General features: G+C 58.2%; 16 protein-coding genes. 8 read left to right on the top strand and 8 right to left on the bottom strand.

Going from position 1 to position 22665, the window contains the following annotated elements:
• Nucleotides 1–21: 21 nt before the first annotated feature.
• Nucleotides 22–516: a DinB family protein gene (locus tag WX88_RS22175; protein ID WP_046246616.1), complete on the bottom strand. Its 495-nt coding sequence runs from the start codon at nucleotides 514–516 to the stop codon at nucleotides 22–24.
• Between the two features lie 179 nt (nucleotides 517–695).
• On the opposite strand from WX88_RS22175, the gene WX88_RS22170 reads away from it, so the two are divergent.
• The 4 genes from WX88_RS22170 (at nucleotide 696) to WX88_RS22155 (ending at nucleotide 4444) form a co-directional block, all read left to right on the top strand.
• Nucleotides 696–1580, top strand: a complete 885-nt coding sequence (locus tag WX88_RS22170) for a class I SAM-dependent methyltransferase (RefSeq protein ID WP_046246615.1) — start codon at nucleotides 696–698, stop codon at nucleotides 1578–1580.
• A 192-nt stretch (nucleotides 1581–1772) separates the two neighbouring features.
• Nucleotides 1773–2333 carry a GNAT family N-acetyltransferase gene (locus WX88_RS22165; RefSeq protein WP_046246614.1) on the top strand — a complete coding sequence of 187 codons (561 nt, stop codon included), beginning with the start codon at nucleotides 1773–1775 and terminating at the stop codon, nucleotides 2331–2333.
• Complete coding sequence (locus tag WX88_RS22160) at nucleotides 2330–3280, top strand: Ppx/GppA phosphatase family protein (RefSeq protein WP_046246613.1); 951 nt, start codon at nucleotides 2330–2332, stop codon at nucleotides 3278–3280. The genes WX88_RS22165 and WX88_RS22160 overlap by 4 nt, the downstream gene beginning before the upstream one ends.
• Before the next feature lie 102 nt (nucleotides 3281–3382).
• Nucleotides 3383–4444: an Ldh family oxidoreductase gene (locus tag WX88_RS22155; RefSeq protein ID WP_046246612.1), complete on the top strand. Its 1062-nt coding sequence runs from the start codon at nucleotides 3383–3385 to the stop codon at nucleotides 4442–4444.
• A 101-nt stretch (nucleotides 4445–4545) separates the two neighbouring features.
• Here the strand turns inward: WX88_RS22155 and WX88_RS22150 are convergent, their stop codons facing one another.
• Together WX88_RS22150 and WX88_RS22145 are read right to left on the bottom strand one after the other, a co-directional pair.
• Entirely contained in the window at nucleotides 4546–5382 is an 837-nt protein-coding gene (locus WX88_RS22150; protein WP_046246611.1) for a murein L,D-transpeptidase catalytic domain family protein, read from the bottom strand.
• Between the two features lie 154 nt (nucleotides 5383–5536).
• A complete protein-coding gene (locus tag WX88_RS22145; protein WP_156176347.1) occupies nucleotides 5537–6427 on the bottom strand; it encodes a murein L,D-transpeptidase catalytic domain family protein in 891 nt (296 codons plus the stop codon).
• 346 nt (nucleotides 6428–6773) lie between these two features.
• Here WX88_RS22145 and WX88_RS22140 point away from each other — a divergent pair, with 346 nt between their 5' ends.
• Entirely contained in the window at nucleotides 6774–9155 is a 2382-nt protein-coding gene (locus WX88_RS22140; protein WP_046246610.1) for an alpha-amylase domain-containing protein, read from the top strand.
• Between the two features lie 516 nt (nucleotides 9156–9671).
• Here WX88_RS22140 and WX88_RS22135 read toward each other — a convergent pair.
• From WX88_RS22135 to WX88_RS22115, 5 genes are all read right to left on the bottom strand, one after another.
• Complete coding sequence (locus WX88_RS22135; protein ID WP_046246609.1) at nucleotides 9672–12008, bottom strand: TonB-dependent receptor; 2337 nt, start codon at nucleotides 12006–12008, stop codon at nucleotides 9672–9674.
• A gap of 149 nt (nucleotides 12009–12157) precedes the next feature.
• Nucleotides 12158–12553: a hypothetical protein gene (locus WX88_RS22130; protein ID WP_046246608.1), complete on the bottom strand. Its 396-nt coding sequence runs from the start codon at nucleotides 12551–12553 to the stop codon at nucleotides 12158–12160.
• Between the two features lie 8 nt (nucleotides 12554–12561).
• A complete protein-coding gene (locus tag WX88_RS22125; RefSeq protein ID WP_231590766.1) occupies nucleotides 12562–13254 on the bottom strand; it encodes a HupE/UreJ family protein in 693 nt (230 codons plus the stop codon).
• Nucleotides 13255–13282: 28 nt separating this feature from the next.
• Nucleotides 13283–14614 (bottom strand): tetratricopeptide repeat protein, encoded by a 1332-nt coding sequence (locus WX88_RS22120; RefSeq protein WP_052732982.1) that lies wholly within the window; start codon nucleotides 14612–14614, stop codon nucleotides 13283–13285.
• A 113-nt stretch (nucleotides 14615–14727) separates the two neighbouring features.
• Nucleotides 14728–16914 (bottom strand): DUF4331 family protein, encoded by a 2187-nt coding sequence (locus WX88_RS22115; protein ID WP_046246606.1) that lies wholly within the window; start codon nucleotides 16912–16914, stop codon nucleotides 14728–14730.
• A gap of 313 nt (nucleotides 16915–17227) precedes the next feature.
• On the opposite strand from WX88_RS22115, the gene WX88_RS22110 reads away from it, so the two are divergent.
• The 3 genes from WX88_RS22110 (at nucleotide 17228) to WX88_RS22100 (ending at nucleotide 22533) form a co-directional block, all read left to right on the top strand.
• The gene (locus tag WX88_RS22110) at nucleotides 17228–19186 is read left to right on the top strand and encodes an Hsp70 family protein (RefSeq protein ID WP_046246605.1); all 1959 of its coding nucleotides are present in this window, start codon (nucleotides 17228–17230) and stop codon (nucleotides 19184–19186) included.
• A gap of 449 nt (nucleotides 19187–19635) precedes the next feature.
• Nucleotides 19636–20763: a helix-turn-helix transcriptional regulator gene (locus WX88_RS22105; RefSeq protein WP_046246604.1), complete on the top strand. Its 1128-nt coding sequence runs from the start codon at nucleotides 19636–19638 to the stop codon at nucleotides 20761–20763.
• A gap of 573 nt (nucleotides 20764–21336) precedes the next feature.
• The gene (locus WX88_RS22100) at nucleotides 21337–22533 is read left to right on the top strand and encodes a serine hydrolase domain-containing protein (protein WP_052732981.1); all 1197 of its coding nucleotides are present in this window, start codon (nucleotides 21337–21339) and stop codon (nucleotides 22531–22533) included.
• Nucleotides 22534–22665: the final 132 nt, after the last annotated feature.

Genomic DNA, 22665 nt, shown 5'->3' with positions numbered 1-22665 from the left:
GTCAGCTGGCAGCAAGGTCAGTCAGTTGTTGCTTAGAGCCTTGCGTAGCAGCGCAATCTGCCCTGCATGATAGAGGTAATGCTGAGCTATGCCGTGCAGGGTCGCGTAGGCAGTGGAACCGAGCCCTTGGGGTCTGTCAAAAGTACTGCCGATATGGTGGTCGAGACCAGCCTCGGGTATTGCTGCCACCGTAGTGAGGAGCTGCTCGTGCGCCTTGTGCAAAGCCACCAGCACTACTTGCCATTGGTCTTCAGTGGGCAGCGCGGGCTGTGGAGGCCAGTCCTCGGCATCACTAAGCTGTAGCAGTTGATTTTCGGCCAGGCGCCGCCGCACCACGCCGGTCCAGGCCGTGAGATGCTGCGTGATTTCCCAAATGCTGTGCGCAGCGGCAACGGGCCGGCTGGCCGCGGGTGCAGCCGTGAGCCCAGTCAGCGTAGTGAGCAGCGAGGGTCCCGACCAAGGCTCTCCGTCGAAAGCTTGGTGGAGTTGATCAAGTAAGCGAGTTATTTCGGACATGGCAAGTGAGCCTGAAAAAGACTAAAAGCAGCAGTTTAAGAACTTCTGTTTCGGGTCGTGTGGAGTGTTTTTGTCAATTCCTGAACCACTTCAATAACTGGTTGGAGATACCAACAGCAATACCGAAAGTTCGCAATCAGCTTTTGCCAAATTAGCCTGCGCCTACCTTTGTGCACTCTATGTACGATTTTCTTACCACCTCGCCCTGGCCCGACTACGCGCTTATCGACAGCGGCAACTTTCAGAAGCTGGAGCGTTTCGGCCCATACGTACTGGCTCGCCCCGAGCCTCAGGCTATTTGGGACCCGCACCTTTCTCTCAAGGAGTGGGAAAAAGCCGATGCCGCCTTCGCCCGCGCCCCCGGCAGCACCGAAAAAGGCCAATGGCGCCTCAAGCCCACCATGCCAGAGCAATGGGTTATTGGCTATGAACGGCCCGATGGCCTAAAGCTGAAATTTCGGCTGGGGCTGTCGTCGTTTAAGCACGTGGGGCTTTTTCCGGAGCAAGACCCCAACTGGCAATTCATTTACAATCAGACCAAGAAGCGCCGCGCCAAGCAACCGCGCGTGCTCAACCTGTTTGCCTACACGGGTGCGGCCACTCTGGCCGCTCGCGCCGCTGGGGCCGACGTCACCCACCTCGACTCGGTGAAGCAAGTCAACTTCTGGGCTCGCGACAACATGGAAGCTAGCCAGCTCGACAGCGTGCGCTGGCTCGTGGAAGACGCCATGAAGTACGTGCGGCGCGAAGTGAAGCGCGGCAGCAAGTACCAAGGCCTCATTCTCGATCCGCCCGCCTACGGCCGCGGCCCCAACGGCGAGAAATGGCAGTTGGAGGATGAGCTGAACGAGATGCTCAAACTAAGCCAGCAGCTGCTCGACCCCGATGACCATTTCTTCGTGGTAAACCTGTATTCGCTGGGATTTTCGGCCCTGATTCTGGACAACCTGACCACGGCCATTTTTCCGGGGCCGAAAGCAGTGCGTGAGCTGGGAGAGATTTATCTGCATGACGTTGGCCAGCGGAAGCTACCGCTGGGCACCTTCTGCCGGTTTGCCACGTAAGCGGCCGCAAGGCCGCGGTGCGCCCTAGCGCACTTTTGGAAGGCATTGTACAGTAGCGCGGACTTATAGGCCGCGAATTCGCCCAGCCCACTGACTCGCGTAATAGAAGTCCGCGCTCGTGCTTGGTCCTACAATCGTCCCGAAACGGCTCTAACTTACCATCGACAACATTAGTTAGCTTTCTTCGCTATCATGATTATTACTACGCGCACAGCCGTATTGGATGACGTACCGGCGCTGAATCAGCTCATCGAACAGTCCGTCCGTCATTTGAGCGTTGGCTACTATACACCGTCACAAATTGACAGCTCGCTGAGATACGTGTTTGGCGTGGACACCCAGCTCATCGAAGACGGTACCTATTACGTGGCCGAGGCTGATGGCTCGATGGTCGGCTGTGGCGGGTGGAGCAAGCGAAACACGCTCTACGGCGGCGACCAAATCAAGGAAACGGAGGACCCGCTGCTCAATCCAGAGCACGAGCCCGGCCGAATTCGAGCCTTTTTCGTTCATCCGCAGTGGGCCCGGCGCGGCATTGGGCGCACCATCATTGAGGTGTGCGAAACTGCCGCCCGCCGGGCCGGATTCCGGCGGCTGGAGCTAGCCTCTACGCTGCCCGGCCACCCATTATATAGCCAGCTGGGGTACGAAACCAGCGAGCATTTTACCCTTGATTTCCCCGACGGCGAGCAGCTGCCCTTAATTCGCATGCACAAGACGCTAGTTGCCACCCCGAATAATTCAGCTTCATGACCCATCTCTACCGCCGCCGTATTGCCCTGATTGATTTGGGCACCAATACTTTCCATTTGCTCATCGTGGAAATGCCCACTCTACCGGGTGAAAAGCCCCTGGTGCTGCTGCGCACCAAAGCCGGTGTGCGTCTGGGCGAGGGCGGCATCAGCCGGGGCATCATTGCGCCCGAACCGTATGCCCGCGCCCTGCACACCCTGGCCGGCTTCAAAGAGGAAATGGAGCTGCACGAGGTGAAGGAAGTGCGCGCCACGGCCACTAGTGCCATGCGCGTGACCAAAAACGGCCCCGACCTCGTGCGCGATATCTTCGAGCAAACCGGCATTCGCGTCGAAGTCATTCCCGGCGAGCGCGAGGCGGAGCTTATCTGCGAAGGCGTGCGCCAAGCGGTGGATTTGGGCACCGAGCCAAACCTGATAATGGACATTGGCGGCGGCTCGGTCGAATTCATCATCGCCAATCAAACGACCATCTTCTGGAAGCAGAGCTTTGAAATCGGCGCCCAGCGCCTGCTCGACCGGTTTTTTCCGGACCCGACGGGCGTCTTTCCCGCCGCGGCGGTGGCGGCCGAGCAAGAGTACTTGGCCACGGTGCTGGGGCCACTCATGGCTGCCATCGAATACTACAAGCCGGTGAGCCTAGTAGGCGCTTCGGGCAGCTTCGACAGCCTGGCCGACATGCAGTTGGGCAAGCTGCGCATTGAAGCCGAGCTGCCGCCTTGCACCGAACTGAGCTTGAGCAGCTTCCAGCACAGCTACCGCCAACTGCTCAGCAGCAACCACGAGCAGCGGGTGGCCCTGCCCGGCATCCTGCCCATGCGGGCCGACATGCTGGTACTAGCCACGGTGCTAATAGACTTCGTTCTGGGAATAACCGGCATTACCCGCATCCGCACTTCAGCCTACGCGCTGAAGGAAGGCTTACTGGCCGAAATGCTAGCGGTATAGCGCTAAGCGGCGCCAGACCACGCCAGCGTTTGCTTCATATTCCGGTCACTCCAATACAAATCTTCTAAAAAAGCGAAGTGTCGCTTCGCCTTACAGCTTTCGATGACATTCTCCTACACCCAGCTCTTCGCGTTTACTGAGGCCGTTTTTCGCAGCATTGGCTGCCCCGAGGCGGATGCCATCCTCGCCACGGAAACCCTGCTTTCGGCTGATTTGCGGGGTGTTGACTCGCACGGCGTGGCCCGGCTCGTGGGCTACGTGCGCCTGTGGGAAGCGGGCCGCATTAATGCCACGCCCCGCGTGGGCGTGACCTACGAGACCCCAAGTACTGCCGTAGTAGACGGCGACGGCGGCCTGGGTCTGGTAGTTGGCCCCAAAGCCATGCGCGTAGCCATCGACAAAGCCCAGCAAGTGGGTACCGGCTGGGTTTCGGTGAAGAACTCTAATCATTTCGGCATAGCAGGATACCACGCCATGCTGGCTCTGGCCCACGACATGATTGGCGTGGCCATGACCAACGCCTCGCCCCTTGTTGCGCCCACCTACTCGCTCGACCGCCTCCTGGGTACTAACCCCATTGCCGTGGCCGTGCCCGCCGGTGAGCAGCCCGATTTCATAGCCGACATGGCCACCACCACCGCCGCCAACGGCAAGCTCGAAATCGCGCAGCGTAAAGGCATACCCCTGCCCGAGGGCTGGGCCCAAACCGCCAATGGCCAGCCCAGCACCGATGCCAATGCCGTGAAGAACGGCGGCGCCCTGCTTCCCTTGGGCGGGGCCACCGGCTCACACAAAGGCTACGCGCTGGGCAGCATTGTCGACATCTTTTCAGCCGTGCTCTCCGGTGCCAATTACGGACCATGGGTGCCACCCTTCGTAGCTTTCTTACAGCCGTCGGCCAACCCCGTGGGCCAGGGTCTGGGCCATTTTTTCGGGGCTATGCGCGTCGATGCGTTTCGGCCCGCCGACGAGTTTAAAGCTCACATGGATAACTGGATTACGACTTTCCGCAACGCGCAGGCCGTGGAGGGCAAACAGGTGCTGATTCCCGGCGACCCGGAGCGGGAAATGGCCGCGCATCGCCTCATTGACGGCATTCCGCTGCTAGAGGCAGTGGTGAAAGACCTGGAAGGGGTTGGCGCGAAGTTCGGAGTGAAGCTTTAAAAGCTTGTCTATCTCAGTTTTTAACTAAAAAGCCCTCCACGGATTGTGGAGGGCTTTTTAGTTAAAAACTGTTTTGGAGAAGGCACTTACGAAAAAGGCGCTTATGAAATCGGTTTCGCCTGGGGTACCAGCGCGGCGATGGCCACATCCTGATTGAGGAACTGCGAGGAATATCCCGCATCTGACTTGTTCAGGAACAAGCAGGTGCCGCCGTTTACCACGTCGATAATCTGCGCGTACTGGTCCATCGGCAGGGCGGGACAGCCGAGACTGCGGCCCAGGCGGCCATTTTGCTTGATGAAGTCTTCGCTCACGTAATCGGCGCCGTGCATTACCACCGAGCGGGCGGCGGCATTGGTGTTGAAGCCTTCGTCCAGGCCTTCGAGGCGCAGGGAATGGCCGTGCTTGCCCTGATACTCGCTGCCCGTGGCGTAAAAGCCGAGGCTGCTCATGTTGCTCTGGTCAGTATTGGAGAAGGTAGTGGCTTCGTTCTCGCCGGAGTTGTGGCCGTGGGCCACGAGGGTGTGGAACAGGATTTCGTTCTTGGCCAAGTCGAGCACCCAAAGGCGCTTTTCGGTTGAGGGCAAGTCGAAATCTACTACGGTCAGCAATTCCTTATTTTCGGCGAGCTTGCCGGCCTGGCGCAGGTTGAGGTAGCCGGTCATGGCCTTGGCGAAGGTTTCGAAACGCAGGCCTTCCTGCTCGGCCCCGAGGGCGTCGTAGGTGGTGCGCAGCTTCTGGTCGAATACTGCCTGGGGAGATAAACTAGCCTTGGGCATCCGGAGCTCGTTGCCCGGGCCGCCGGCCACGGATTTCGTCACGGGGCCCGCTATTGGCGTGGCCAGAAACAAGGACGCCAGGAAAGGCAGCACCCGGCGCGCCAGGCGTTGGCGCCGCTGGGACTTTCGTTTCCGCTGAACTACGCTGGTCTGGTGCATGATTTCGAAGGATTAGCGGGTGAGCTGAGCGAATCGACAGCCCTTTAAGTGGCAGCCGATTTGGCATCTTATACGAGAGCTTTGCCCCAGCGGGCGACTTACAAACGGGAAAGGGCCCGGAATGATTCCAAAAGCGCTATTCCTCTCCGGTTCCTTAGCGCCAGCCCCGCTTCAGAAACCGGCGTCCGGCGGCCGGGCCATCGAGCCAGCGCGAAGCCAGGCCGGGCCCGCTCAGCACCAGCAGACTGCCCGCCCGCAGGCTGGCAATGATTTCCTTAAACTGCTCGGGCGGCAGAGCCGGGCAGCCCCGGCTGTAGCCCAAGTGGCCGTGCTTCCGAACGTATTCGGGGCTAACGTAGTCGGCCGCGTGCAATACTACGTACCGGTCGAAGGCGTTGGCATTTTGGCCCTTGTCGAGGCCCTCAATGCGGCGCGAGTAGCCGTGAATGCCATCGTAGGTGCCGGCCGTGCGGTAGAAACCCAGCGAGGTGCAAGCGGATTTTTCTTCATTCGAGAACCGGCGGGCGCGCAGATGGCCCGAGCCTTCGCCGTGGGCCACCAGGCTGTGGTGCAGCACGCGGGCGTTTTTCAGGTCCAGCACCCAAAGACGCTCGGTGGTATTAGGCAGGTCCATGTCGGCCACGGCTAGCAGGCCGGCACGCTCGATGCGGCCGGTGGGGTGCAGCGTAAGGTAGCCCACGCAGGCTTGTTCGAGCACTTCAGGCCGGAGCTCGGCCGCGGCGGGGCCGAGGGAGGCGTGCAGCTGCCGAATGGCCTGGCGCAAAGTGTCGGGCACGTCGGGCACGGCCGGCACGGGCGTAAGCACCAGCGAATCGGGCAGGGGCACGGGAGTTGTGGCAACCACGGGTAGCACGGCCGCGGTAGTTTGGGCTGGGGCGCCCGCATTAGCGGTGGCCCTACGACGGGCAGCGCTGGCCTTGGCTCCGGCTTCATCGGCCCGATACTGGCAGCTGGCGCCCAACATCATTGCGGCGGCCAGGCCCAATACGTGTCCCCTCGAAGATTTTCTGAAAATAGCACCCACGGCTTTCAACCTACCCATCATTCGGCTTATCCATTTCCTGAAAGTACTGCCCGGGGGTTCGATGCCGCAAACAATCCTTTCAAATTATGCCGAAATGGTATTTCGCCACGTCGGATTGAAATCCCTCAGAATCATGAAAATTGAGGCAAGTCAAAAAAATAAATCATGGTAAAGTCAAATTTCAACTTATATCTAATCCGGTGAAAATAGTGCGGCACTGTGATACCTTAATCATGATAATGGCTACCTTAGAGCCATAAAATACGTATTGAGGCAGGGGCAAAATCCCTATTGAAATACAGACATACTTTCCATCTTTTCTTCATAAAACCCCAATTCCCATATAATGAAGCATTCTACCAGAGTTTCCACGTCCCACTGGGGCTCCCGCTTCCTACTCCTACTGGCGCTGCTGCTAGGGCTAGGTAACCAAGCCGCCACCGCCCAAAAAGTAATGCTGCAGGGCTTCTGGTGGGACTATTGGAATACCAACTACCCCAACGGCTGGGCCAATTACATTGCCGATTTGGCCCCGCGCCTCAAGGCCATGGGGATTGATGCCGTGTGGCTGCCGCCGTCCATCAAAAACGGCAATCAGGGCAACGGCTACTCTCCATTCGACCACTATGACCTTGGCGACAAGTACCAGAAGGGCTTCCTGCCCACGCGCTTGGGCACCAAAGATGAACTGCTGCGCGGTGTGGCCATTTTGCACGCCAACGGCATTGAGGTCGTGCAGGATGTGGTGCTCAACCACGTGGATAACGCCGGCTCGGCGGTCGGTTCGGGTGGCCAGGACCCGGCGGCCTGGGAAGACAACATCACCAGCAAGTACAAAAACTTCCGGTACGTGAGCTTCACCAAGCCCGCCACCGACGAAACTGCCGCCAACTACCTCTCCCGCGACGGGCGCTTCCCCAAAAACTGGCAAAACTTCAATCCCAACCCCGGCAACAATTCGACTTCCGGCGACTTGAATGCCATTCTGTTTGGGCCCGATGTGAGCTATTATAACGGCTCGTATGGCCAAAGCTCCAACGCCACCTTCAACCCCGCCCAGAGCGCCGACTACATGCGCACCAACACGCGCAACTGGCTGATTTGGTACAAGAAACAAGTTGGGTTTGATGGCGTGCGGCTAGATGCGGTGAAGCACTTCCCGGAATTCGCGACCGAAGATTTCCTCTACAGCCTTCAGAACAACTCCGGCTCGGCTAACGGCGGTGCCACCATGTATGCCGTGGGCGAGTTTGTGGGCGGCGCCTCGCAGCTCGACCAATGGACGGCCAACGTGCAAAACCGCGCCGGCACCTTCGATTTCTCGCTGCGCAACGGCCTGTACAGCATCGTGAGCAGCGGCGGTAATTTCGACCTGGGCAGCCTCCCCAGCTACCAGCAGAACACCCGCGTTGTGCTTATCAACGGCCAGTACGTGCACCGCACGGTGCCTTTCGTGAACAACCACGACACCTTCCGGCCGCAGCTCAGCACCACGGGCAACTATATCGGCTGGAATACGGGCAGCGAGTTGGCGCCCCACATCGACCCCTTCGACCCGCGCCTATCGGCTACCTATGCCGCAGCCCTGGCCGTGGATGGCTCGCCGCAGATTTTCTTCGAGGACTTATTCAACGTCGGGAACACTGGCAAGCGCTTTTCGCATAGCCCCAAGAGCACCGTGGATTTGCCCACACGCTCAGACTTGGAAAACCTGATTTGGTGCCACCAAAACCTGCGCTTTAAGGACGGCGCCTACAAGGTACGCTGGCAAGCCGCCGACCACCTTGTGATTGAACGCAGCACCAAGGCCATCATCGGCATCAACGACAATTTCACCGCTTGGCAGAACAACACAGTGAGCTGCGATTTCCCCGCCGGCACCGTGCTGAAGGACTATTCCGGCGCCAATGGCACCGCTACCGTCACGGTGAGCAGCAGCCAAACCGTGAGCATTAACACGCCGCCCTGCAACGGCACGGCCGCCGCTGGCCGCCGCGGCTACTCGGTGTGGGCACCCGTGAACGCCACCACCGGCTACACCCGCCCGACCCTCGCCACCACCCAGGAATGGGAACTGGCCAACGACCTCGGCGACTCCGACAGCCGCAGCCTCCAGCAGGGCGGCGCCCTCCCGGCTAGTTCTACGGCCTACCGCACGGCGGGCCGTATCTACGTGGCCGCCAACAAAACCATTAGCTACAGCTTGTTCCCGACCGATGCTACCCGCAGCCTGACCGTGGCCGTGCTCAACAGCGCCGGCACCGTGGTGAGCAGCCAGACCGGCACCGGCAACCTCAGCGGCACCTACACTCCCACCGCTGAAGGCTGGTACACGCTAAAAGCCAAAAACGCCAGCACTGCCAACCCGGCCCAGAACGCTTTCGTGAAAGTGACCTACACCGCCCCCACCGTAGTCACTGGCGCCATAACCGGCCGCCGCGAGGCCACCGTACTCGCCAATGCCACAGAGGCCCCCACCGCCGAGGTTGCCGTTTACCCCAACCCCACTAGCTCCGACCGTATCGACCTCGTCATCCGGACCAACCGCGAACAAGCGGCCACGGTCCGCCTCCACGACCTCACCGGCCGCCTGGTGCACGAGCAAACCGTCCGCCTCTACAACGGCTCGAACGAACTGCGCCTGGGCGTGAAGAAGGCCCTACCGGCTGGTATCTACCAGCTGTCGATGCCCGAATTCCACATCAGCCAGAAGGTGGCGGTGCAGTAACCAACCCGCCTGAGCAGGGCCACCGCGCCCGGCAGCAAAAAGCCTCTCCGACTATTCGGAGAGGCTTTTTTGTTAGGTGCTCACAGGTTTGGTCGGGCCGGCTTCAGGGCCCGTAGCAGCGGCAACCGCACTAGTAGGCTCAGCTTCGGCAACAGTAGCCTCCGCCACAGTAAGCTTAATAAGAGCGCCAGTACTCCCGGCAACAGTGCCAGTACACTCGTCCAGAGCACCAGTAAGCCCATAAATAGCATTATTTATTGTCATTATTTCACTTTGCAGGCAAAACAGTATTGATCTACTTCTTTCCATTAGCCGGCCGCTTCGTACAAGTTGCAGGATAGCAGCAGCGCGGCGACAGGTTTGTAGTAGCCGCGTCGCAACTTGCGTCACCTAGAATCTGAATAGATTAACCCGCCCGGTGTAGAGACGCCACCCTTAGCATCTCGTCGTCCGCGCCGTTTGCCCGTCATTGTTCAACGACGAGACGCCAAGGATGGCGTCTCTACATCGTTCTTTTTAGAAGAAAATGCTGGCATTCAGCTTCGCATAAAACGGTGTGCCGGGCGTGAAGTGCAATTCATCCACGCCGTCGGCGGGCTCGCCGGGCAGGCGGCTTTGGGTGGCAAACTGAGCCTGGTTCCACTTCACGTTGAAGAGGTTTTCGACGGTGGCCCCCACCTGGAAACGGGGTCGGGTGTAAGCTGCCACAGCATCGACGAGGAAATAGCCGCGGGCCCGGATGCTGCCTTCATCGTTGGCCGGGCGGCTGTCGATGTGGCGGTATCGCAGGCTGGCACTCAGGCCATTGGGCTGCTTATACGTAAGGCCACCGATGGTGGTGAACGTGGGTGCAAGCGGAATGTAGTTGGCCTCGGCGGGCGCTTCGGTCTGGCGGCCGTGGTTGTAGTTGAGGTCGGTATCGAGGAACAGGCGGCGACTCAGCTGGTAGCGCACCGCCACATCGACGCCGTAGCGCTGGGTGGGGCCCGTGTTCTCCACGTTGCCGTCGTCCCCCACGTACACCAGCTGGTTTTGCAGGTGCAGGCTCCAGAGGGCGGCATTCACTACCAGGCTGGGAGCCGGCTTAAAGGTGCTGCCCACCTCGCCGCCCAGGGCGCGAGGCAGTACGTTTTCGTCGGTGCCGCGAATCACTCCCCGCGCATCATTGGAGTGGAAGCCGAAGCCCGACCGCGCAAACAGCTGCACATCCGGCGACAACTGATAGTACAAATTGAGTTTGGGGGAAACGATGGCGCGGGTCAGGCGGCCCCGCAGCGGCTCCAGGGCCTGGGTCGTTTCGTTGGCCAGCACGCCCCGAAAATCGAAGGTGAAGACGTCGAGCCGCACGGCCGCATTCAGCGTGAGGCGGTCGGTCAGGCCCAGCGTTTCGTCGAGGTAGGCGTTGATATTCTGCTCAAACAAGCGGCCGGCGGTGATGGTATCGGTCACCTGGCGGCGCACGGCGTTGCGCAGGGCCAGGCCTGCGTCGTCGATGCGGGTGCCCACGCCCAGGGTGCTGTGCAGCGAGCGGGCGCCGAGCTGGTCGTCGCGGTCGTAAGTACCCGTGTAGCCGTAGATATTGCGTCCGGTTTCGGTCTGGTTGATTCCGTCGCCCACATCAGGCCGTTCGAGGAAGAACGTAAAGTTGGAGAACAGATTGAAGTGGTAGTTGGAATAGTAGGCCTGCTGGCGCAGCACGGCCTCGTGCGGCAGCGCCGTAGTGAGCACCACGGAGGCATTGGTCCGGTCGGTGCGGCCGCCCTCGCTGGGGTCGATGCTGCCGTAGCGCGAGATGGAACCCTCCCGCACGCCGCGCTCGGGTATCTGGCCGCTGGCATCCCAGTTCGAGTTAAAGTGCGAGCCCAGCAGCGTCAGCGAAGTATTGTCCGAGAGCTGGCCGGTGTATTTCAGCAGGCCATTGAAGCGCTTGAAGTGCTGTTTGACATCAAAGTACGAGTTGGTAAAGCTGTACTCGGCGGCCACATAGGCGCTTTCGGGCCGCTTGCTGAGCAGGTGGTGACTCTGGCCCAGCAAGTCGAGCATGACCAAGGCCCGGCGGGTGTCAAACTGGCCGGCCTCCAGCTTCACCTGGCTGCGCTCCAACCGGGTTTTGGTACTGAATTCGCCAGCCCCGGCCGTAGCGAAATCGCCAAAGCGCGCCGTATAAGGGCCTTTGTACACCTTCAACTGCTCCACTGTCTCAGGAATTACGAAGTGAAAGTCGGCATAGCCCTGGCCGTGGGCGTGGCTCACCATGTTCACCGGCAGCCCGTCAATACTCACGGCAAAGTCGGTGCCGTGGTCGCAGTCGAAGCCACGCAGGAAAATCTGCTCAGCCTTGCCGCCGCCCGCGTGCTGCGCAATGACCAGGCCCGGCACCAGCTGCAGCAAGTCCTGGGCCGAGTTTAAGGGCCGCAATTGCTGGTCGATATGCGAGATGGCGGCCAAGTTCTGGTTGGGGTCGCGGGCCTGGCTCACGGTTACTTCGGCGAGGCTGAGCGAGGTGGTGACCACGCGCAGGGCGAGGCGGTTTTGGCCCGCCGTCAAGGTCAACGGAATACTTGTGGCGCGGTAGCCCAGCGCGCCCAGGCGCAGCGTGTAGGCCCCAGCCGCGAGGCCGCCCAGCCTGAAATTACCCAGAGCATCGGTCGCCGTGCCACCGGGCTGCCCTTGCAAGCCCACGCTCATGCCCGCCACCGGCCGACCCGAAAGTGAGTCGGCCACCGTGCCCTGCAAGGTAGCTACGCCTTGCGCAAATAAATGTTGAACCGAAATCAGAAGAATCAGCAGCACGCCCACGCGGCGCAGCCCCCACCAGCGGCGAGATATTATCAGTAAAAAGGTAGAAATCATAAAGCCAGAAAGTAGGACGCGGGCCGGACGTGAAGACACCCCGCTCACTGCGTCCAATTAGGAATAAGACGAGAAGACGCCTGCCCTCTGGCAGGTGAACTTATCAGTGGCTTCAATCAGGCTTGAGCCCAATGAAAGCCAGCATCGGCTTATCCCCGGCGGGGCGGCGGATAATCACGCCCCCCAAACCCGGCAGCTTCGTGGGCGGCCGCTTCTGTCGGCATTTCCGCGCCAACGGCGTGCCATGCCAGTGGCAGGGGGTATTCAACCGGCGCGGCGGTGCAATGCACATCCACTCCTTTTAGCTGGGCTAAAAAATGCCGGCCCCCGCCGATGGGTAGTTTGGCCTTTACCTCCTGCTGATGGCCATCACACTGCTCAAAGCAGTCGAGGCGCAGGTAGTTTCGCTGCTGGCATAGCTTGCTGTGCACGTAGGGATGCAGGCCCGAAAAAGCCGGCGCATCGGGCCGCTCCACCAGCAAGCCGGCGCCCACCATCAGCAGGTAATGGGCCAAGAGGAGCAGAACGAGAAAGGAACGCAGCATCGTTTAACCTAAACAAAAAACACGCGCTCCACCGTCCAGTACGCCGCGACCAGCCCAATTACCACCGAAACCGGGATAACCACCCGGCGCTTGTACCAGCTTTTATCGGCGGCCCAGCGGCCCACCAGCGCCCAGCACAGCAAAATCACCGAAACCTGCCCAAGCTCCACGCCTACGTTGAACGAAATGAGGGAGCCGAAGTAATCCTTCTTTGGTAGTCCCAGCTCGGTTAGCGCGCTGGCGAAACCCATGCCGTGCACTAGTCCAAAGCCAAACACAATGGCCACCCGCCACGGATTGAGCCGGTCGGTAATAATGTTTTCGAGCGCCACAAATAGGATAGACAGCGCAATAATAGGCTCAATAATGGCCGACGGCGGCTGCACAAGCCCATACATAGCCAAACCCAGCGTGATGGAGTGTGCCACCGTGAACGCAGTGGCCTGCATCAGCACCGGCTTCAGCCGCGGCTCCAAAATGTAGAGGCTGATGATGAACAGAATGTGGTCGAACCCCAGCGGGATAATATGCGTGAACCCCAATTGCAGGTAGGTCCACAAAATCTCCGTGCGCGACAGCTTCGACAGGTCCGTATTCAGGACGTGCGCCGTCGCCGGCAAGGTCAGCAGCACCAGCAACGGCAGCGCCACCACCGCACGGCGCCACAAGCTCATTCCCCGAAACGGTCTGGGTAGATTCATTATTTATGCAGAAAAAAGCTCTGTATGCTCAGCGGGCAGCCAATAGCTTCTTCCCCTCCGCTTCCACTTCAGGGTTGAGGTAGGGCGCGGTTTTCAGGGACTTTTCAATCAGCACCTGGCCCTCGGCCTTTTTGCCCAGCTTGCTTAGGATGAGGCCGGCGCGGCACAGCAGCACCGGGTGTTGCGAGCCCGTGCGGCGGGCCACCTGCATGTACTTCTGGGCCTCGGCAAACGCGCCGCGCTTGTAGAGCACCCAGGCCATGGTTTCGTTCACGTCGATGTTGTCAGGGCGGCGCTCGTACTCGATTTTGGCGTGTTCCAGGGCCTTGTTCAGCTCGTTGGTTTTGAGGTAGGCGTAGGCCAGTTCACGGTCGGCGTAGTGGCCCATCTGCTCGTTGTTGTCGGCGTCTTCGGCAGCGCTGGCCAGCATGGCGATGGACTCCGCGGCCATCTTTTTCGCCTCTGCCGGCTGGCCATTTAGGCGGTATAAGTCGGTTAGCTCATCGGCAAAAGCATAGTCCTGCACCGTAATGCGCGCCTGCTGATAGAGCCTGATGGCCGTGGCGTAGTCCTTCCGCACAGCGGCCATGCGGCCCAGGCCGGCGAGGGCATAAGCATAGCCGGGCCGAGCGGCCAGAGCCATCAGGTAGTGGCCGCGGGCGTGGGCGGTGTCGCCGCTCACTTCGTAGAGGTGGCCCAGCGCCACGCGGGTCCACTCGGTTTGCTCCAGCCCAATGTAACCAGCTTTTACGGCGAAGTCCATGGCCTCGATGGCGCCAGGTAAGTTGCCGTGAATTTCGCGCAGGTAGCTCACCCGGGCGTAAGCCGGCAAGTCGGGGCGCACGGCATTCATCTTATCAGCCATTTTAATAGCCTCATCATAATGGCCCATTTCCACGTTGGCATCGGTCAGCAAGCCGTATACAAAGCCGCTGTTAGGGTTGAGCTGTCGAGCTTGCTCGGCCAGGGCCAGGCCTTGAGCAAAGTGGTGTTGGGTCAGGCACAGCGAGGCTTTGCAGCACAGGGCTTCGAAGTTTTCGGGCTCGGCGTGCAGCACCTCTTCCAGCAATTGCATGGCGGCACCGTCGTAATAGGGGTGGTCGCCGGTTACGCGGCCTTCCTGCATATAGGCCTGGGCTAGCAGCAGGCGGCTTTTTTGGTCATCGGGCTTGCTACGCAGCTTGGCCAACAAGCCCTTAATGGCGGCTTTGGTGTTCAGCCACTCCCCACCAGCGGCGAGGTCGCCGTGCCGCTCTTTTAGTGTGGGCATCTGGGGGGTGATGGGTTTCTTGAAAAGAAAAATGGCCGCGGCCAACAGGCCAAATACCACTAGTAGACTGGGGTATAGATATTTTTTCAAGACAGAGACAGAGGAATGGGTGGGTAGTAGTAAAAGTAACAAGTAAAAAAGAGCCGCCGCCAGCCCAAATCCGGGCTCAACGACGGCTCTCTTTACTCAGCGCTTAGCGCCGTTTACTGGCGCTCGATGCGCACCGATTGTACGACAGTCTTGCCATTGTACAGCGTGGCGATGTATTGACCGGGAGCCACGTCGCGACCCGGCTGCCACTGCACCTCGTTGGTGCCTTTCGTAAAAGATTTGTCTTTGGCCAGGGTGGCTACTTTACGGCCCGCCACGTCGCTGATGATGATGCTCATCGTGCCCTTGGTGGGCAGTTCGAAGTGCAGCGTCGTCCGGTCGAGGAAGGGGTTGGGGAAAGCTTGCGCAACCGTTAGGTTAGGCGACAGGCCCAGACCGCCCGGACGCTGAGCCAAAGCAATGCGCTGAGCCGTGGTGCCGCTCCAGGGTATTTGCACGTAGGGGAACGCGGCGCGGAACGTGGTGTCGTTGGCCGTGATGCCGGCGTTGAAGCCCAATACGTTACCCAATTGAGCCGTAACAGGGCTGGTGCTGGCTGGAGTGAAGTCGTCGTACCACAGGCCAATGGCGGCTAGGACAACCCCACCCACGGCTTGCAGTTCGATGCGCGTCACGTCATCTTCCAAACGACGGCCGTTGGGGAAACCATCCATGTTCGGGATGAGTTGCAGCGTGTTGCTGGCGTTGAAGCGCGGGTCGGTGAGGCCAAGCACCGCCGCGTACAGCAGGCCTTCCGAGCTGAAATCAGGCGAGTTGCGGGCCGTGGGAGGCACGGCCATGTTCAGGCGCAGCATATCGCCGCCGGGGTTGCTGGGCGAGCCGCCCACGAGCAGGAAGTTGTTGATGAATGGTTTACCAGCGGCCAGAGGGTTGCCAGCTTTGCCAGTGGCCAATTGATACGGAATGGCATTGGGCACGCCCGTGTGGAAAATGGGCAAAATGTCGACTGAGCGGGGTTTGCCAGCGCGCAGCAGGTATTCGCCATAGCCACCGCTAGCAATTGGAGCCAGAGCCGTACCGTTCAGCAAAGCATTGCCAGCCAAGCCACTCAGGCCAGCCGCACCGTTGCGGAAGTCGAAGCCCGCGAAGCTTGCTCCACCCAGCAGCGCCTGACCAGCCAACGACTTACTCTGGATGCGCAAGGGGCCGAAGCCGGGCACAGCCTCGCCGAAGTAGGTCTGGCCCGCCACCTTAGGTCCGGCCGGAGCTACCGGAGTGTTGTCGGCCACGTACAGGCCCAGCTCGGGGTTCGAAAGGTAATCATCCGTTACGGCGGCCTCGGCATAGGGGGTTACCGCGTTCCAGGCGTCTTTGTCCCCAATGGGGTTGATAACCTCGTTCAGCAGGGGCATGCCCAGGCGCGAAACCTGCACGTAGCTCCCCGAAAAAGTAGAGGCGGCACCCGTGGCCGACAGCACGCGGGTCGAGGGCCGGCTGGCCGAAGCCCACACGCCGATAATGTAGTTGCCGTCGAGAATGCTGGTGGTTGAAGACAGGGCGGGCGCACTAGCTTTTTGCAGCACCGATACCGGGATTTGCAGCGCGATGGCGTGCGTGTTTTTGCGGGCTACGCCGTCGCGGGCCGCACCGGGGGCACGGACGCCGCCTAGGTCAAAAATGCCGCCCAGGTCCACGAAGAACGGGTCGTCGGTTGGGCCGCAGAAGATTTTGGTACCATCACCCAGACTCTGCACCGCTCCGGTTAGCAACGTCTCGTAGTTGTTGGTGCGCAAGGGCGCGGCCAGGCCGGCTGCGCCGCCGATGGAGCGCGGCCCGATGTTGGGCGGCGGCACCACGCCATTGGTCACGATGGTCGTGAAGGCTCCACCAGCCACGCTTTTCTCGCAGGTGTAGGTGGTTTTTAGGTTTTGCTGGCCCAGCCGGATGTTGAAAAACGTGGTCGGGTCCTGGTTGGTACGGGTGAAGGTGAAGCGGTACGTGATGTCGTCACCGGCCGTGGCGGCGTTGTTCTTGACGTGAATTTCGTAGCGCACGTTTTCGCCAAACGTGTTGTAGTTCGGGCCGCCCTGGGGCAGCTCCAGCGGAATATAGTTGGCAATAATGGTGACGCTGGCGTTGGCGTCGTTAGCGGGCGATTCGGGCGAGCGAAAGGCGTAGAGGTCGGTGTTATCGGCCAACGGGTCATCAGCGATGAGCGGCGCTTCGCGGTGGCTCGAAGCCTCCAGCGTGTTATGCTGACCACTCCAGGCCAACATCCCTCCCACCGAAGTTGCGAGTAGAGCAACGTGGAAAAGAGGACGAGTAAGAAGGTTTTTCATAAAATGAAAAGGGTTGGGTGAAAGAATAGATAAAAATGTGGCACTCTGAACACCGCTAACGTAAGATGCCAATAATCTGAAACCTGCAATCAGTCAGTGTCCTTCTTCTCTGCCCTACGAGGCCCGTTGCTGTTTCGGTTTGAACCTCCACAATATTCTTTTAATAAGATTCGGGCATCGGCGCAGCCATCCATTCTGAAGCAGCTTTGTTTGAATGCTGGCCGAGATTAGCTCCTACTTTTGTGGCGCGAGGCTGGCGCTCTTTAATTACACATCTCCAAGCTGCCCAACTGCGCAGCCCCTGTTCCGAACTATGGCTACCGTCGCTATTAACCTCGCCACTGGCACTTTTCAGCAAGAAGAAATCATTGTCGGCATCGACCTGGGCACCACCAACAGCCTCGTAGCCTACGTGCACCCAGACAGCCGCCAGCCCGTGGCCATCAACGACCAGGGCCGGGGTAGCATCGTGCCCTCAGTTGTGCACTTCCCCGCCGATGGCATCGACCCCGTGGTGGGCAATGAAGCCCGCGAATTCCTGCTCACCGACCCGCAGCGCACTATTTACTCGATGAAGCGTCTGCTGGGCAAAAGCTACCGCGACCTAGGCCTCCACGCCACCCAACTGGGCTACAAAGTCATTGATGACAACTCGGAAGGCCTAGTGAAAATCCGAGTCGATGACCGATTCTTCTCTCCGATTGAACTGTCGGCCGACATCTTGAAGGAGCTCCGCGCCCGCGCCGAGCACGCCCTCAAGACACCGGTGAACCGCGCCGTCATCACCGTGCCGGCCTATTTCAACGATTCGCAGCGTCAGGCCACACGCGACGCGGGTCGCCTGGCAGGCCTCGAAGTACTACGCATCGTGAATGAGCCCACCGCTGCCGCCCTAGCCTACGGCATCGGCCTCGATCCCAGCGAGGAAAAAACAGTGGCCGTGTACGACCTCGGCGGCGGCACTTTCGACATCAGCATCCTGCGCATTCAGCAGGGTATTTTTGAGGTTCTGAGCACCAACGGCGATACCTACCTCGGCGGTGACGACTTCGACCGTGTGGTGACCGAGCATTGGAGCACGATATTCCAACTGCCCGCCTCTTTCCAGACCAACCCGCACCTGCAGCAGCAGTTGCGCCTGGCCGCCGAAATGGCCAAGAAATACCTCAGCCAGCACGACGACTTCACCACTCAGCTCACCGATGAAGCCGGTCAGAACACCACCGTCACGCTAACCCGCGCGCAGTTCAACGACCTCATTCGTCCGCTCGTCGACCGCACTATTGCTGCCTGCCGCCAAGCCGTCCAGGATGCCAAATTGGAAGGGTTTGAGGGTAAGAGGAGACAAGGGCAAGAGGACAATGAAAAGGTTGGGAGTCATACCCCTTCCCCTCCTTCCCTCCTCCCCTCCTCCCGCCTAGATGCTGTGCTGCTGGTTGGCGGCTCCACCCGCGTACCGCTCGTGTACGATGCCGTGTCGGAGTTTTTCGGCCAGCCCGCCAACAACTCCCTCAACCCTGACGAAGTGGTGGCGCTGGGGGCCGCCATCCAAGCCGATATCCTGGCCGGTAACCGCCGCGACGTACTGCTACTCGACGTAACCCCGCTCACCCTAGGTATTGAAACGCTGGGGGGCCTGCTCGACCCCATTATCCCCCGCAATTCTAAAATCCCCACCAAAGCTGGCCGCCAGTACACCACCAGCGTCGACGGCCAGGTAAACCTGAAAATTGCGGTCTACCAAGGCGAGCGTGACCTAGTGAGCCAGAACCGTAAGCTGGGCGAGTTCGTGCTCACCGGCATCCCGGCCATGCCCGCCGGCCTGCCCAAAGTCGATGTAAACTTTCTGCTCAATGCTGATGGCATTCTGCAAGTGGAGGCCATTGAGTTACGCTCCAACACCCGCCAGCAGGTCGAAATCAAGCCTCAATACGGCCTGACCGACGAGCAGGTAGAGCAAATGCTGATGGACTCGCTCATGAATGCCAAAGAAGACGTGGCGGCCCGCCTACTCATCGAAGCCCGTACCGCCGCCGAGCAGCTTCTCTACCAGGTCAGCAACTTCACCCGCAAAAACCGCGAGCACCTCACTGAAAATGAGCTAACTGCTACCGAAGCGCAGGTTGAGGCCCTACGCACTGCCCTCACCGGCACTGAGCGCGACCCCATCCTCAAAGCCATGGACGAGTTGGAAGAGCTGACCCGGCCCTACGCCGAGCGGGTTATGAACATCTCCATCCAGCAAGCCATGGCCGGTAAGAAAATCGAATAAGCTCACTCCATCGGCACAACCGGGTACAAACGTCCTTTTATACTCACTCAGAAGTTCTCAAAAGGTCATTTATAAGCGAGTTCTTCATGCTTGAGTTGAGAGTCGGTTCCTCTCGTTATCTATCAGCTAGGTTAAGCAATATCAACTAACTATGCAATGACTCTTTGCCAAGGCACGCTACTGTGCTTTGGCGTCAAATGAAGCCAGATTTTTACCAATAAGGTAGCTTCACGCTACTTTGACTGCCATGAGGCATCGATAGTGAGCAAAGGCGTACTCGCCTTTGCTTATTTTTTTTCACTCAGCGATAGGGGTAAATGGGTAGTAAGGAGTCCTGTTGGTACATGCTTCATCAACACGCTTCATAACGTGATAATCTGCAAACACAGCAGTCGGTCACGGCCAATACAAAATATCACATTGGCTCTACTTAGTGAACAGCTACTTCCATGACCTTATTCTCTAATCTATATCTCTTCTGTGCAGCAGTAACAATTATCAATTTGGTTCCAGTCGCTGTGCTGCTCATTGTGTTGCGGAAGGCTCAAAACAAAAAAGCCAATCTTATACTGAGTTTACTTCTGCTTTGTCTGGCCGGCGCCTTGCTGAGCGACCTCCTGGACCACACTTATTTTTTCAGGCAATACCCGCAACTACTGGGCTATGAGGGGCTCCTGCTTTCGGCTGTAGGGCCGCTACTATACTTATACGTTTTATATCATACTCGGCCAGATATGAGGCCTCTGCCCGCGCATCTGCTTCATTTGCTGCCAGTTGCCCTGCATTTCACCATCTTATGGGATTTTTTCACCGGTGATTCAACCACAAAGCTGGTCTATGTGAAACAGCAAGACTGGGGAGCCATTCCGCACAATGAAGCAGCAAGGCATCTGCTGAAAGTCCTGCTGCTGCTGTATGGCATAGCCAGCTATCTGCTGCTACGCCACCGCCGCGTGATCCGAGAATTAGCTTCCTCAGTAAAAGACCAACAATTGCAATGGTTGCGCAATCTACTGCTGATAATGATAGGACTGTCTGTGGTCTGGATGGGCATTAGCTTGTTCAAACAAGCCGGATACTTGATTGGATTTGGTATGCTGTTCTTCAGTTATTGGATTGCCTACCATGCCGTGAGGCAGAAATACCTGTTTGAGCCCGCTAGCATGACAGCGATACTACCCCTCATTCAGGAAGAGCCGGAAGTCCGCTACCGCACCTCCACCCTAAAGGCGGAGGACATGCGAGGCCTGATGGAACAGGTGACACAGCATATAAACGAGACTCGCCCTTTCTTGGAACCCAATTTGTCGCTGACGAGCTTGGCCGAGCAGCTCCAACTCACTCCCAACTCTCTCTCGCAGGTGCTCAACGAAGGCTTTGGAGAAAGCTTCTACAAGTTCATCAATCGTCACCGGGTGCAGGAGAGCCAGCGCCTGCTGCGCGACCCCGCCTTCCGACACTACAGCATGTTAGGTATTGCTCACCAGGCCGGGTTCAGCGCCAAATCCACATTTTATAAGGTGTTCAAAGAGGTAGTGGGCTGTTCTCCTTCCGAATTTATCAGCAGGAATAAATAATCAGGCTATCAAGGCGTTATAGGTCCATCTACTTTAGATAGACGCCGTTGGGAAAAACTTGATATCCTGCTCGACCTACATGGACGTCGACCGTTGATCCAGCGGGTAGCTTTGGGCGTATTTCTCTCTGTAGCCCTCCCGCTCCGGGCTCAACTTTCTGCCTCACAGAGTTCGCCATTCGAATGCTGCCCGTCGTGAGGTGGCATCATAGTATAGCATCAGAAGCTGGCTAAAGGGGCCCGGCCCCGTCATCACAAACCTCCAACACACTGTTCCTATGAAAGAATCAATGCTAGCCCATGTGGCCACTGGCGCACCATGCCTATTCGTGGCCGATAACAACAGACTACCCTGCTTCCTCTTCGAAGATTTCGCAAGTATGGGAAGGCCCATCTGTTACGATACCAACCAGTATTTCTCCCAAGTCATGGTGGTTTACAAGATGCCGGTGACTATTGGCAAGGGTCTACCGGCCGTTACAAGCACCACATAGAGAGGCTCTTTGTCCCTTAGTCATTGCACACCGAGGTATTAAAACAACAGTAAGAAAACCAACTTTTAACAAAGAACGAAATGCTCTCCCTGAAACATCTAATGCTAAAAACTACGGCTATCTTAGCCTTGGTAACCAGTCTGGCCGGCTGTAAGAAGGACGCTGGCGAACAGCAACCTGTTGATGATTGTTCTGTCAAGGCAGGCAATAATCAATCTCATCCGAAAGCGGCCACTTATCAGGCCATACTTGATAAGTATGTCCAGAAAGGCTTTCCAGGCTTGGTTTTGTATATCAAAACCCCCAAAGAGGGCGTCTGGACAGGAGCGGCCGGAAAAGCACGTACCGAAACGGACGAGCCGATGCGACCTTGTAACCTTATTTATCCGCAGAGCATCGCTAAAACCTTTACCGCCGTAAGCGTAATGAAGCTGGTGGAAGAGGACCGAATCAGCCTGGATGCTCCTATTAACACGTATTTGCCTGCTCCTATTTGCGACCGTATCGCTAATGCTAACCAAGCTACTGTACGGCAATTACTGAATCATACGTCAGGAATCCGGAACTACACTCAGGAACCAGAGTATCTATCCGACGTCCTTGATAATAGGGCACAAGGCATGACAAATCAGAAAAATCTTGAACGTGTGTACGACAAACCTGCGTTGTTTCAACCAGGCACGGGCTATACTTACAGCAACACGAACTATCTATTGTTGGCAAGAATTATCGACCGTGTGACAGGAGCCAGCCACGCTGATTTTTTCGCACAACGTATTTTCAGCCCTCTAGGCCTTACGGATATCTACTATAAAAATGAGCCTAGCTATCCTACTCCTGCTGGCCTTCCCAATACCTATCGTGATTTGGGAAACGGGGAGCTTACCAACGTCACGGATATAGAAACCAGATTGCTTGCCAGCGATTTTGGGGATGGCGGAATGCTGGGTTTGGCTTCTAACTTCGCAAAGTTTGTGGAAGCCATCTTCGAGGGCAACCTAGTTAGTCCAGCTTCTCGGGCAGCCATGACTACTTGGGTAGAGGATGGGCATAGTACAATCTACGGCTTGGGCTTAATTAAGAGAAACACCCCTTACGGTTATGGTATTGGCCATGATGGAGATGGAGCAGGCTGCGTCGCAGATATGTATTACCTCCCCGATTCGGAGGTTACCATTGTGATGGGAGCTAATAAGGGGCTGGCAACACCTGCAGATACTAAGCTCTACCGTGAGGACCTCTGGAATGAGGTGGTGAGGGTAGCTCTTGAAAAGTAGCCATTGAGCCAGAAGGGCTTTTGAAAAGAAAAACAGGTGTGTACTTGAGGCTATTAATATGGTGGTCTAGCCCACCTATGCCATACACAATTGGGACGTGATTCATGCTATATTTAATATGGGTCGCACGAT

The organism is Hymenobacter terrenus (genome assembly GCF_000972495.1).
GTDB classification, from domain to species: Bacteria; Bacteroidota; Bacteroidia; order Cytophagales; family Hymenobacteraceae; genus Hymenobacter; species Hymenobacter terrenus.
Note: the sequence above shows the minus strand (reverse complement) of the source record. Positions and strands in the feature narration are given on the sequence as shown.

What these genes read in the sequence shown, in the direction of transcription:
- WX88_RS22140 (WP_046246610.1), top strand. Translation starts at nt 6,774, where the DNA reads ATGAAGCATTCTACCAGAGTTTCCACGTCCCACTGGGGCTCCCGCTTC.
- WX88_RS22155 (WP_046246612.1), top strand. Translation starts at nt 3,383, where the DNA reads ATGACATTCTCCTACACCCAGCTCTTCGCGTTTACTGAGGCCGTTTTT.
- WX88_RS22130 (WP_046246608.1), bottom strand. Translation starts at nt 12,553, where the DNA reads ATGCTGCGTTCCTTTCTCGTTCTGCTCCTCTTGGCCCATTACCTGCTG.
- WX88_RS22135 (WP_046246609.1), bottom strand. Translation starts at nt 12,008, where the DNA reads ATGATTTCTACCTTTTTACTGATAATATCTCGCCGCTGGTGGGGGCTG.
- WX88_RS22115 (WP_046246606.1), bottom strand. Translation starts at nt 16,914, where the DNA reads ATGAAAAACCTTCTTACTCGTCCTCTTTTCCACGTTGCTCTACTCGCA.
- WX88_RS22170 (WP_046246615.1), top strand. Translation starts at nt 696, where the DNA reads ATGTACGATTTTCTTACCACCTCGCCCTGGCCCGACTACGCGCTTATC.
- WX88_RS22100 (WP_052732981.1), top strand. Translation starts at nt 21,337, where the DNA reads ATGCTCTCCCTGAAACATCTAATGCTAAAAACTACGGCTATCTTAGCC.
- WX88_RS22175 (WP_046246616.1), bottom strand. Translation starts at nt 516, where the DNA reads ATGTCCGAAATAACTCGCTTACTTGATCAACTCCACCAAGCTTTCGAC.
- WX88_RS22165 (WP_046246614.1), top strand. Translation starts at nt 1,773, where the DNA reads ATGATTATTACTACGCGCACAGCCGTATTGGATGACGTACCGGCGCTG.
- WX88_RS22160 (WP_046246613.1), top strand. Translation starts at nt 2,330, where the DNA reads ATGACCCATCTCTACCGCCGCCGTATTGCCCTGATTGATTTGGGCACC.
- WX88_RS22150 (WP_046246611.1), bottom strand. Translation starts at nt 5,382, where the DNA reads ATGCACCAGACCAGCGTAGTTCAGCGGAAACGAAAGTCCCAGCGGCGC.
- WX88_RS22105 (WP_046246604.1), top strand. Translation starts at nt 19,636, where the DNA reads ATGACCTTATTCTCTAATCTATATCTCTTCTGTGCAGCAGTAACAATT.
- WX88_RS22125 (WP_231590766.1), bottom strand. Translation starts at nt 13,254, where the DNA reads ATGAATCTACCCAGACCGTTTCGGGGAATGAGCTTGTGGCGCCGTGCG.
- WX88_RS22110 (WP_046246605.1), top strand. Translation starts at nt 17,228, where the DNA reads ATGGCTACCGTCGCTATTAACCTCGCCACTGGCACTTTTCAGCAAGAA.